The 12,439-nt window shown below is 38.1% G+C and carries 9 protein-coding genes; 2 read left to right on the top strand and 7 right to left on the bottom strand.

Translation table 11 applies throughout. The annotated features are described in order from the left end of the window. Window positions 1-48: 48 nt before the first annotated feature. Together IGI44_RS03270 and IGI44_RS03265 are read right to left on the bottom strand one after the other, a co-directional pair. On the bottom strand, window positions 49-1,236 hold the full coding sequence (locus IGI44_RS03270; RefSeq protein WP_438786384.1) for an MFS transporter: 1,188 nt from the start codon (window positions 1,234-1,236) through the stop codon (window positions 49-51). Window positions 1,237-1,251: 15 nt separating this feature from the next. Beyond that, window positions 1,252-1,539 (bottom strand): hypothetical protein, encoded by a 288-nt coding sequence (locus tag IGI44_RS03265; protein ID WP_438786382.1) that lies wholly within the window; start codon window positions 1,537-1,539, stop codon window positions 1,252-1,254. 239 nt (window positions 1,540-1,778) lie between these two features. Between IGI44_RS03265 and IGI44_RS03260 the strand changes: the two genes are divergently transcribed. Continuing rightward, window positions 1,779-2,435 carry a Crp/Fnr family transcriptional regulator gene (locus IGI44_RS03260; protein ID WP_438786381.1) on the top strand — a complete coding sequence of 219 codons (657 nt, stop codon included), beginning with the start codon at window positions 1,779-1,781 and terminating at the stop codon, window positions 2,433-2,435. Window positions 2,436-2,528: 93 nt separating this feature from the next. Here IGI44_RS03260 and IGI44_RS03255 read toward each other — a convergent pair whose 3' ends face one another. Together IGI44_RS03255 and pflB are read right to left on the bottom strand one after the other, a co-directional pair. Then, the gene (locus IGI44_RS03255) at window positions 2,529-3,938 is read right to left on the bottom strand and encodes a L,D-transpeptidase family protein (RefSeq protein WP_438786379.1); all 1,410 of its coding nucleotides are present in this window, start codon (window positions 3,936-3,938) and stop codon (window positions 2,529-2,531) included. 177 nt (window positions 3,939-4,115) lie between these two features. After that, entirely contained in the window at window positions 4,116-6,413 is a 2,298-nt protein-coding gene (pflB, locus tag IGI44_RS03250) for a formate C-acetyltransferase (RefSeq protein ID WP_438786377.1), read from the bottom strand. A gap of 644 nt (window positions 6,414-7,057) precedes the next feature. On the opposite strand from pflB, the gene IGI44_RS03245 reads away from it, so the two are divergent. Then, a complete protein-coding gene (locus IGI44_RS03245) occupies window positions 7,058-8,512 on the top strand; it encodes a helix-turn-helix domain-containing protein (RefSeq protein ID WP_438786375.1) in 1,455 nt (484 codons plus the stop codon). A 29-nt stretch (window positions 8,513-8,541) separates the two neighbouring features. Here IGI44_RS03245 and IGI44_RS03240 read toward each other — a convergent pair whose 3' ends face one another. The 3 genes from IGI44_RS03240 to IGI44_RS03230 all read right to left on the bottom strand — a co-directional run bounded on the left by IGI44_RS03240 (window position 8,542) and on the right by IGI44_RS03230 (window position 12,437). Continuing rightward, complete coding sequence (locus IGI44_RS03240) at window positions 8,542-9,942, bottom strand: glutamate decarboxylase (RefSeq protein ID WP_438786374.1); 1,401 nt, start codon at window positions 9,940-9,942, stop codon at window positions 8,542-8,544. A gap of 28 nt (window positions 9,943-9,970) precedes the next feature. Then, window positions 9,971-11,482 (bottom strand): glutamate:gamma-aminobutyrate antiporter, encoded by a 1,512-nt coding sequence (gene gadC, locus IGI44_RS03235; RefSeq protein WP_438786372.1) that lies wholly within the window; start codon window positions 11,480-11,482, stop codon window positions 9,971-9,973. A gap of 256 nt (window positions 11,483-11,738) precedes the next feature. Next, a complete protein-coding gene (locus tag IGI44_RS03230; protein ID WP_438786370.1) occupies window positions 11,739-12,437 on the bottom strand; it encodes a helix-turn-helix domain-containing protein in 699 nt (232 codons plus the stop codon). Window positions 12,438-12,439: the final 2 nt, after the last annotated feature.

Here is a 12,439-nt window from a genome sequence, read left to right as displayed (position 1 = left end):
AAAAGAGGCGATACCGATAAAATTGGTACCGCCTCTTTTTAGATTGTTTCAAGCATCCGCTGATTGATTTGGATGATAAAAAAGCATATATAAAATAGCTACGACTAGTGGAATGACTGCGCAGAAAATATAAATATGTTGATACGTACCAAGAATTCCTTTAATCGCACCTAATAGATAAGGACCAACCCCTAATCCTAAATCAAGTCCAATAAAGTAGGTTGATAAGGCGACACCAATCCGCGCACTTTCAACTAATTTTAAAGTCACAGCTTGTCCATTTGCCATAAACGTACCATAACCCAAGCCAACAAAGGCGCCAGCAATTAATAAGACAATTGCGTTACCTGTGAAGGCTAAAAGAATCAAGCCAATCGTTAAACAAATGAAACTTGGATACATGACGGAGTTTTCCCCATGCTTATCAAAAATCTTTCCTGACATCGGTCTGGTTAAAGTCACCACCAACGCATAGACCACAAAGAAAAAGGCGCCAGCTGTCACTAAATGTAATTGATCGGCATAAATCGATAAAAAGCCCAGTACACTCGAGTAAGCAATCCCAATCAAAAAGGCGATCCCTGCAATAAATAAGACCTTAAATTCGATGAAGCTTTCTAAACTAAACGTGTTGATTCTTGCAAGATGCTCTTCTGTTAATTCAATATTCTCTACCTTAAATTTGAAACAAGCGAGCATGGTGACGAATGCTAGAAAGACCGCAAGAAGAATGATTGCTTTGAACCCGACCAAGGGTAATAGAAGTAAGCCGATAAATGGACCGATTGCTGCCGCTAAACTAGTGCTCAACCCATAATAATTAATCCCTTCGCCATATTTTGCTTCTGGGATATAGGCGGTAACGATCGCATTCGCTGCTGTAGATACCGCACCGTAACCAAAACCATTTAAGAAACGGACACCATCTAAGACCAAGATGTCATTACTGATCAAATACGCCGCAGTGGTAAGTAAATAAAATAATGCACCATATCGTAAAACGGCTCGCCGACCAAATAATTCTAGTTTCTTTCCAATATATAAGCGTGCAAGCAACGTACCAATAATATAAATACCCACTGCAAAACCTGCTTCAGCAGTCGTTGCACCTAAACTTTGTGTCGCATATTTCGCTGTAATCACGACAAAACAGTAATAGACTAAAAAGACGACAAAATTGATGATTGTAATAGTGATAAACCCTTTGTTGAATAATTTTTCTTCCTTAATTTTCATTACCTACTCTCATTATTATGCGATACGCTCATTTAACGTTTTTAAAGTGGAGATTTTTTCTGCAACTTTATTATAGTTTGATGGGTATCGATCCACTGCTTGGCTAATAAACAAATCTCTCGTATAGTCAAAAGCAGCTAAAAAAGCTTCCAGACTTTCGTCATTTTCGAACGAATAGTCTCTTCTCAGCATCAACGCGTTTTGATAGGCATCATTTAAAAAAACCAATACCGCTTCCTTTTCAAACCGCACCTTGTACGCTGATTCCAATCGTTCGATCATTGCGCTTGTCCATTTTTTCATGAATAACCACTCCTCTTTCCAATTTTCTGATCTTGCTTCAAGTTGATCGCCTTACCTGACTGATTATACGAATTGAGAAGAAGGCAGGAAATCATCTTTCATACTAAAAAAAGTTGCAGATTTATTTTTACATAAAAAGACATTAACAAATGTTAATAGCTTTTTGATCAAACAAAGCGCCTACTTGTGATAAAATGACAATAAAAATTTCAGCAAAACATGGAAGGAATAAAGAAAAATTGGATAATACAGCTTTAACAAACTACTTAGAACAAAAGAAATTTCCGATCGTCAGTAAAGAATACAAAAAATACCTACTCTACGAAGGTATCCAAGACCATCATGTGTACATTTTAAAAAGCGGCGTCATTAAAACGAGTGTCGTTTCCAGAGATGGCCGTGAATTCAACTTGGAATACATCAACGATCTCGAAGTAGTGTCATTGTTAAAGGACGAATATTCTCAATTTATCGATGCCCCTTTTAATATTCGGGTAGAGTCCGAAAAAGCTGAGCTTTATCAAATCGATCGCGTGGAGTTTTGGAAAGACATCAATCAAAATCGTGAACTTCAAATCTATGTCAAAAACTATTACCGCGAACGGCTCATGAAATCGATGAAGAGAACCCAACAAATGTTAATGAATGGGAAATTTGGGGCTGTTTGCAGCCAAATTTATGATCTTTATGATAAATTCGGGGTAGAGTTTCAGGATGGTGTGCTGATCGATTTTGTCGTAACTAACGAAGAGATCGCCCACTTCTGTGGCATTAATGCTGCCAGCAGTGTCAGCCGTATCATGCATCAATTAAAAACCTGTGGCGCTATCAAGATGCTTGACCATAAAATATTTATCAAAAACATCGAATTGATTAAAGACAATATTATTTTTTAAAGATCAGACGGTCTTATTCTCATGATTAACTGAGTCATAAATCAGACAACACATACGAAAACAGCCAATCAGAAAATATTCTGATTGGCTGTTTTAGATTTCTGTTCCATATTCTACAGGTTTATCCCATTCACCTGGTGCATCATCATAGATATGCCCATAAATAAAAACAGGCATTCCAATATAACTATAATCATAAATCTTTGCTACTTCAGATTTAGGTGTGTTTATGCATCCGTAGCTTCCTAGATCGGTTTTAAAGGCCCCCGGCTGGCCGAAATATTGAAGCTTGTGATCTGTATCGTGAAGCCCTATCTCGGTAATCGTCTGCCCGTAACTCAGTAGCGGCATCCAATAATCCACTGGTACGTTGTATGTCCCGTCCCCATTTGTTAAAACACCGCTCAAATCAACATTTCGTCGTTTATCCATAATGGTATGAAAACCAGGAACAGTCGCTGTTCCCTTGTTGTAGCGTCCAGTGATCACATCCGTTTCCACCACCAGCTTTCCATTATCAAAGCAATACATTTTTTGGTTGTCTAAATCGACTTCTACATAGTCTTTTGTGACGTGAAGCGGTTGCTTTTTGGTATCGCCTCGAAGAACAAGCTGTATGGTTTTTGTCTCTGGCTCGTTCAGTTTTTCAGTAATTTTTTTAGCCGATTGTTTAATATCAATAAACCAGCCATAATTCCCTACATTTTTGAAGCGCAGATGCTGTCCATGAACATTGGTAAAGTCTACTGATTTGTAGATGGTTGAATACTCTCGCTCCAAATCTGCTACCCACGTGGTAATTAATTCATGATCAAAATTTCCTTGATCATCGACAGAAGCCGCTAGCAATTCCTCTGTAAGAGGGATCGTTTTTTTGTTCAGCTTTAGCTTGATCTTGCGTTTTTTAACTTCCTCTAAATTTTGTGAAATTTTTTTGTGAGCTAAATCTTCTGTCGTGATTTCTGGTGCTCGATAATAATCTGCTAAATCATACTCTGTTTGCAGACGTCCCTCATCAAGTGCTTCACAAAGCTCTTTGCGAAGTCGCGCCGAATCTACCACCGTACCACTTTTTTCAGGCTTGATCTCAAATTGTTGATTCGTATAAACCACCTTGGCATTTTGTGCTTCTTTCCCACCCAAAAAAGAAGCCCTATTAATAGCGTCAGCCAATCGTTCCTCCGCATCTTTTTTTAACGGTAGACTAAATTCCCCTCGACGAAGGTTTTTCTTTAGATAATCTTTTTGGATCTTATAAGGGGAAGCGACTTGCAATTTGATCGTTTGGTGCTCACCCTTTAGCTTGATTTCTACTTGTTTGGTCTCTTGCTGAAGCTTTTCTTCAGCTGCCTGCACGGATAATCCGCCAACCTCCACATTGGCTACCACCGATCCAAAATAGAAATGTGAACCAAAATAGGCATAGACAAGCAGAAAAAAGATCATTGCCCCCGCAACAATACCAACAATTCGTACCACCCATCGACTTTCATACTCCTTCACATATCATCACCCACTACCCCATAATTATAGATATTATAAAGCAAATAGCTAATTTTTTATTTCAAAATCATAATTATTAATATTTTTTAACATTTTTGGTACAAAAAAGACCTTAAGGCTCATTTTCGAGCGTTAAGGTCTTCAAAAAATTCTTTTTTACTAAAATAAATTTTATTTTTACATTTTTGTGTGATCAGTACGTGAAATTACGTCACGACGTTGTTCTGGCGTTAAGTCACGGAATTTGACCGCGTAACCAGATACACGAATCGTAAAGTTCGCATATTTTGGATTATCAATATCTTTATCCATTTCTTCCAATAGCTCACGACCAAAGACATTGACGTTCAAGTGGTAACCACCCTTGTCGAAGTAGCCATCTAAGACTTGTCTTAGGTTATCCACTTGCATTGCTTCATCATCCGTCCGGCCTAATGCTCCTGGATTGATGGTTTGTGTATCTGAGATTCCATCTTGCGCACAAGAGTAGTTTAATTTCGCTGTTGAGTTTAATGAAGCCAACAAGCCATTTTTCTCACCTAAGAACTTACCATCTTGATAGCTTGGGTTTGCGCCTGGTGCCAATGGTTTACCCGCACGACGTCCGTCTGGTGTATTCCCAGTGTTCTTACCATAAACGACATTTGAAGTAATCGTCAATAGTGACAACGTTGGTGTTGACTCACGGTATGTGTGTTGACGTTTGATTTGAGTCATGAAGTACTCAAGAATCCAGTTCGCCATTTCATCTGCTTCGTCGTTATCATTTCCGTATGTTGGGAATTCATTTTGCGGAACATAGTCAATTGCCAAGCCATCTTCATCACGGATCACTTTTACGTTTCCGTGTTTGATCGCCATCAATGAATCCGTCGCGTGAGAAATCCCTGCAATACCGGTCGCAAAGGTCCGTTTCAAATCAGTATCCATCAATGCTAATTGCGGTGCTTCATATGCATACTTATCGTGCATATAATGAATCACATTTAAAGTATTTACATACAATTCAGCTAACCAGTCTAGAACATCTTTGTAGCTTTCCATGAATTGATCGAAATCAATGCTGTCGCCTTCTAGTGGACGGAAGCGCGGACCAACCTGCATCTTCGTCATTTCGTCAACTCCGCCATTGATTGCGTAAAGAACAGCCTTCGCTAGGTTCGCACGAGCACCAAAGAATTGCATATCTTTACCGATAACAGTCGCTGATACACAACAAGCAATCGCTGCATCATCAGATCCCCAGTATTGACGTAATAGATCATCATTTTCTAATTGGATCGAAGAGCTTTGTTTCGCAACTTTTGCGGCATATGTGCGGAAGCCTTCTGGTAAATGAGACGAATATAAAACGGTCAAGTTTGGTTCTGGTGAAGGTCCCATGTTTGTCAGTGTATGCAGGATACGGAAATCATTCTTCGTTACTAATGACGAACCGTCCATGTTCATACCCGCTAATGATAATGTTGCCCAGATTGGGTAACCAGAGAATAATTGGTTGTATTCTGGTGTACGAGCGAATTTCACCATACGTAGTTTCATGATCAAGTGGTCAATCATTTCTTGGGCTTCAAATTCAGTGATCAAACCACGATCCAAATCACGTTGAATATAAATATCTAAGAACGCCGAGATACGACCGATCGACATTGCAGCACCATTTTGTGATTTGATTGCTGCAAGGTAACCGAAGTATAGCCATTGAATCGCTTCTTGGGCGTTGCTCGCTGGTTTTGAAATATCGTAGCCATAGCTTGCGGCCATTTCCTTCATATCAGCTAACGCGCGGAATTGTTCAGAAACTTCTTCACGTAATTGGATTACGTCATTGGTCATTACTTTGCTGCCGACGTTTTTCCAGTCTTTTTTCTTTTCTTTCATCAAGAAATCAATCCCGTATAATGCGACACGACGGTAGTCACCGATAATGCGGCCACGACCATAAGCATCTGGAAGACCTGTGATGATTTTGTTTTTACGGGCTAAACGCATTTCATCTGTATAGGCATCAAAAACACCTTGGTTGTGTGTTTTGCGCCATTTGTTGAAGATGAAGGACATTTCATCGTCTACTTCATAGCCGTTTGATTCTAAGGCTTTGTTTGCCATGTTGATCCCGCCAAAGGGCATAAATGCTTGCTTCAATGGTACATCAGTTTGCAAACCAACAATTTTTTCTTCTTCTTTGATCAAATAGCCAGGTTCATGAGACGTGATCGTAGCTGGAATATCGTTGTCCATATCATATACGCCGTTTTGTTTGTGCTGAACTTCGAAAAGTTCTTGTAATTTGTTCCATAGCTTTTCTGTACTTGGCGCTGCACCTTCTAAGAAACTGTCGTCCCCTTTGTATTCCGTGTAATTACGTTTGATAAAGTCTAACGTATTTACCTCATGTTGCCAGCGTCCTTCGTTAAAACCTTCCCAAGGATTTTCAGTTTGTTTAACAGTTTTTTCGATTGTTGTAGTATCCATAATTGCACTCCCTTGTTAAATAGTTTCAAATTAATTTAAAATGATTATAACAAAGGAATCAGTTTTAAGAAAGGGCTTTTTTGAATTCTTAATCAAGCAAAACCTTTTAAAATAATGATAATTATCTTATTGCGAGCATGGTTCTGTTACACTTTTCACTATAACAGATAATGTAATTGATAATTACAGTTTCTACTTGATAGCGGTTTTTGCTCAACGGTATACAATTTCCGAGGTGGTGTGAAGTGAAAAACAGAAGACTAATACAGAGACGCTTGTGAAATATTTCTCCCTCCAATCTCTCATAATTGGAAAGAAATTTTTTTTAAAATTTTATCTCATTATTCTAGAAGCTCCTTTTAATTTGAAAAAATCTGCCGCAGTTGTTATCGTAATGGAGAAAAAATCAGCTACTAACTATATTTAAAGCCATCATAAGGTTTTTTATTATCTAGAGTCATTCTTAAATAAAAATACTTAAATTTATTTTAAGATCATTATTACAGCGGGTTTTGAATCGTACTTTCTATTATTTTATTTCTTTATCTAAAAAAATGACGAGTTATCTCGGATGAAAATATTCAAGATGATTAAATTGGTATACAATATCAATCATATGCGTGTCATTATGAGGGAGGGAATTTATGTTAGAAAGGTATATTGAAAAAAATATTTTTCGTCAAGTCTATCTCTGCCAACAGCTATATCAAAAGAAAGAAATCACTTTGCAGACCATGGGCGAGCGTTTAAATGTTTGCACACCTACAATCAGTAATGATCTCGATGTTTTGCGAGAATCCTTTGCACAGGAGATTATTTCGTTTGAGCGAACAAGGAATACCTGTAAAGTATTTTTTGATCCAGCTTATCCACTATTAGAATTGACGCAACGAATCTATCGTCGCTCAGATTTTTTGCGTGTATTGAATGACTTTTTAATTGGTAATACCCACTGGTCAGAGATTGCAGTGAAAGAATTTCTTTCGACGAGTAAAATTTATCAGATTCGAGCAAATATTTTTGATTTCGCTAAGGAACTCGGATACGTCTCTTCTAAGCAGGAGATTAAGCTGCCTGAAAAAGACCTGCGCTACTTACTTTTGGCTATCGCTAGGTATACCGGCGAACGTTCCGCTGTCCCATTCAATAAAATGATTGCTTCAGCTGCCGAAGAATTGATTGGTTATGTCGAAGATCATTTTTTTGCCCGCGACTACCCCAAAAGCGAACGAGAGATCATTGTTTTAGGGATTCAACTCAGCAGTCACCGTGCCAGAAAAGCTGCCATTGCTTTTTCTACTAAAGACAAGACCTGTGCACAGCAAACGCCCTTATTTAAATTATTGCGTGAAGGGATGAAAAACTTAAACTCAACAATTTGTGCAAACGAAGAGGAGCTATTTTTTATTTATTCACTTTTCAATGCAAGAAACTATCTTTGCAATAATTTGGAATTATTACAAAAGGATTTTGAGGTTGTTTACCAAAATCATATCCAGCGCTATCCTGAAATCGAAAATCTATTATTAGAATTACGTTCCTCCTTAAATATCTCAATTGAAAATGAACTTCTTTTAAAAAAGGCATTCCTCCCCTTTATCCGTTCGACTTGGGGCGATATGCAGCTTTTCCAACCAGATCTGATTTACCTACTCGATCAAGACCAGCAAATGATTTACCAAAAAGTACATTCGATTTTAGAAACATGGTCTGCGACTTGTCAAACAACCATTCATTGGAATGACAATTTGATTCGTAAAATGACTTTGACTCTTGATCTATTATCCAGAAATACGTTTGATGAAAAGATTGAATTGTACATCGTTGCGGCTTCTGACTTCAACTTCTTATATTACCGAAAACAACTAGAAGCGCTACTTGATGATCACTTTCTCATTAGCACAATGATCTATAATTCCTTGAACGAAGTAGTTGATGACACCTTCTTCTGTTCGAGACGAATCATCGTATGCGACACTGCTCTTTATCAAACAGACTTAGGTAGTGAGAATACGTTGATTTTTCCGGCTTCACTCAACTCCATCGATAAAACGTGTATCGAGATCAATCAACTCGCTCGTCCATATGAAAAAGCCTGAAAGAAACTTATTCTTTCAGGCTGATTTTTTTAGTGAGTAAATCCATAGGTTTTTATTTCTGCTTTTTTATGATAGACCACATGTGCTTGATTCAAAGCATCAATGGCTTCTTGCATGTCTTGAACATAATCACACGCCATGTTCATGCCAAAATCTGCTCGGATGACGAGGCGTTGAATGATTTCTTGTTCCAGATTTTGAGGTAGTGGATATGCCGGTACTTGCCAGCCCTTCATCAAAAGACGATCCGCCAAATCATACAAGGTCCATTCGCGTGTTGGATCTTCTTTTAATTTGTAGCAGACAATTGGTAATTGCGAACCATCGTTGACGATTTCAAACAATCCGGTTGCTTCAATGGCTTTGGCTAAATACAACGCTACTTTGTGAGTACGTTCATGAATGGCCTTATAGCCATCAAAACCATAACGAACAAAGTTATAGTACTGACCGATTAATTGTGCAGCACTATGAGAAAAATTGATTGCCATCGTTGGCAGCTCCCCGCCTAAATAGCTGACTTTGAAGATTAATTCTTTTGGTAGATATTGTTGGTCACGCCATAGAACCCAACCAACACCAGGGTATACCAATCCATATTTATGACCAGATGAATTGATTGAAATAACATTCTTCAATCGGAAGTCCCAAACCAACTCAGGTTCAGTGAAAGGGGCGTAGAAACCACCTGAAGCAGCATCCACATGAATATAGACCTTATAATCTGTTTGTTTATTGTATTCTTCAACTAAATCATTTAGTCCTTTAATATCATCATAACGCCCAGTATAAGTAATCCCCATGATCCCTACGATTCCAATGGTATATTCATCAACATAGTCCATGACTTTATCCAGATTGATCGACATATGTTCTTGGTCTAATGGCACTTCCCGCATTTCAATATCCCAATAGACACAGAATTTTTCCCAGCAAACCTGATAACCAGATGATATGACTAAATTCGGTTTTTTCGCATTGAGATCCAACCCTAGTTTTTCCGCACGTATACGCCAAGCAAATTTCATTGACATGCCGCCTAGCATACACGCTTCCGAAAAACCAATGGTTGATGTTCCCATAAATTTTTCGTTCTCACTGGCATTCCAAAGATCAGCAATCATATTCACGCAGCGATTTTCGATTTCTGTTGTGCGAGGATATTCTGATTTATCAATCGCATTTTTTTCTAGCGTTTGACTCATCAATTTGACTGCCTCTGGCTCCATATAAGTTTGACAAAATGTCGCTAAATTTAAACGAGCATTCCCTTCATCCAGCATTTCATCCTGAACTAATTGGTACGCGATCCGTGGTTCGATTGATTCTTGATTCAATTTATATTTTGGTAGATCAACTTGTTCACTTTCTGAACCAAAAATTGGTTCCAAATATTCTGCTTCATCACGATTTTCTTTTCCATATAACATGAGTAATTCCTCCTAAAAATGTCTTTATTTAATGTTTCAATGTGTGTTCTTCTTTTTGAACAATTTGATGTTCTCCACGAGCTGCTGGATAGATCGCCCCATTCACATCTCCTGCTTTCATATGAACAGGTTCCTCGATCGTTGTGTGTCCGTGCTTGTCGTGTAATTCATAAATAATAAACGGTAAAACTACCGTGATCACAAAACTGATCAATAAAATCACTTGGTACGTTCGATCTTCGTTCTTAGCAATAGAAGCTGGTGGAACAAAAGAGATTAACAAAGCAAAAACTGATAATAGTAGTCCGACACCGGCAATGATTGTCTTTCCAATTGTTTTCCCAGGGACGTTATAGGTTCGTTTCAGCTCTTTCTTTTTGTAAACCAAAACGAAATAACCGATAAAGAATAAAAGATAGCCCACTAAGTAAATAACTACCGTTAAAGAAATCGCTACTAAGAAGGACAGGTTATTGCCACCGCCGCCAAAGGTCAATACTGCACCCCAGATTGTGACGATCACGCCTTGGATCATAATTAATGGTACGGGAACCCCATGCGTGTTGGTCTTACGCAAAAAGTTTGGTAATAGCCCACGCTGTGCTGCCGCAAACATCCCGCGAGAAGGACCAACTACCCAAGAACTTACTTCACCCATTACACCAAAAGCGATCATCAAGGCAATGACTTTGACCAGCCAACCTAAATGACTGTTAAAATGCAAAATCAATGATTGAAATGTTTGGATCACTCCAGCGCTTAACGATAATTCATTTTGGGGAATCACTGCAGCAACGGAAAAACCGCCGATTGCATCCAAGGCAATTGCTAAGATAACCAGCAAAATCATCGCTAACGGATAATTTCTCTTTGGATTTTCTAATTCATTGATATGGGAAGCGGATGCCTCAACACCCATATAAGCCAAAATAAAGGAGACAAAAACGACTAAAGTCGATAACTGTGAAAAATCTGGGATGAATGCTTTTTTACTAATAGCAATCTCGATAGGATTTCCTCCAATGAAATAAGCAGCTGCCAACCCAAATAAAATGACGGACGGAATAAGGATACCGACCACAAATCCTGCCTTCGCAATTTTTGCCGTTCGTTGTGTTCCGCCTAATTGCGAGAAGGTCAGCCCCCAGAAAATGACTAGTAAACCGATATATTTCAATAAAGGGTCTGTATTCAGTGCTTGGAAATTTAACACATAGGACAGCGCACCTAAAATGAAATAAATCATAGTCACGAAGCCAACAGTAATTTGGAACCACTGAAAGAAAATAGCCGCAAAGCCAAATCGTTCACCTAACGTTTGGCTGACCCAACTAAAGATCCCGCCGTTTTGCCAACCTTCTACGGTAGACAACTCGGCTGCACATAGCGCTACAGGCAAGAACCACAAAATACCGCCTAGCAATAAAAAGAAAACTAAATGTAGCTTCGAAGTGGCAAAGGTTGGATATTCGTACACCGTTAAGACCATCGAAGCCGTCAATGCAAAAAAGCCAAATAAAGATAATTTTTTCTGATTCATAGAAACGCTTCTTTCCTTTTTCATTAATTAATTAGCAAATAGATGATTCAGGAAAAGAATTTCAAAGAATATTGATAAATCATTTTCGGCACCTCTTTTCTTACAAGGAGAAGTATAAATCGGACTTAAAGGACTTTTTTCTAGATTTTTTTTATTTAAGGATTGGCAGTTCAAAAAAATGTGGAAATTTTTAACAGAAAAAAGCCCTAGCCTTTTTCCTATTTCAGGAAAAAAACTAGGGCATACGATCTTCTGTTTACATACTGTACTCTTTAATATGCTCGTTCATCAAACCATTGGGAACATCATGGAGACGATAGCCATTTCCCCAATAGGTAATGATTCGGACATTATCAATATGAGCATGGGCAATCTTCTTACGAATATTCCCGACTGCTGTCGACATTTGAACTAGGCGTGACTTGCTAACCTCATTGTTCCAAACTTTATTACACAGTTCATCACGAGAAATAATCTTTCCGCTGCCTTCTGCTAAAGCACTGATGATTTTCTTCTCAATATTGTTTAACGAGCTGTAGAAAAGCACCAAATCCTGTTTCTTCATTTCCGATTGCCGAACAAGACCTTTAGAAATCGATTCTTGATGACCCGCACGCTTATCGCTTAATAGTAAAAATTCTCTTAATTCAGTTAACGTGCAATCAATCGACAGACAATGACTCTCATCGATATTTGGTACTGGTTCATCTGTACGACGTAAATAATGTAGATCCTTTTCTATAACAATTGGCAATATTTCGTTAAATTCCTGATTCGTTAATGTTTCACTAAAGATGACAATATCAAATAGCGATAAAATGTCTTCAAAATAATTCGGTTTGTCCACGTTAAAAAAATCTTTTAAAACAAATACTTCATAATCTAATCGTTGCAGCTCATTTTGAAACTCTTGCTCGATGATAATGTTTCTAGTAAGAATAATCACTTTTTTCATTG

Source organism: Enterococcus sp. DIV0756 (assembly GCF_051710745.1).
In the GTDB taxonomy this organism is placed as follows: domain Bacteria; phylum Bacillota; class Bacilli; order Lactobacillales; family Enterococcaceae; genus Enterococcus_A.
Note: the sequence above shows the minus strand (reverse complement) of the source record. Positions and strands in the feature narration are given on the sequence as shown.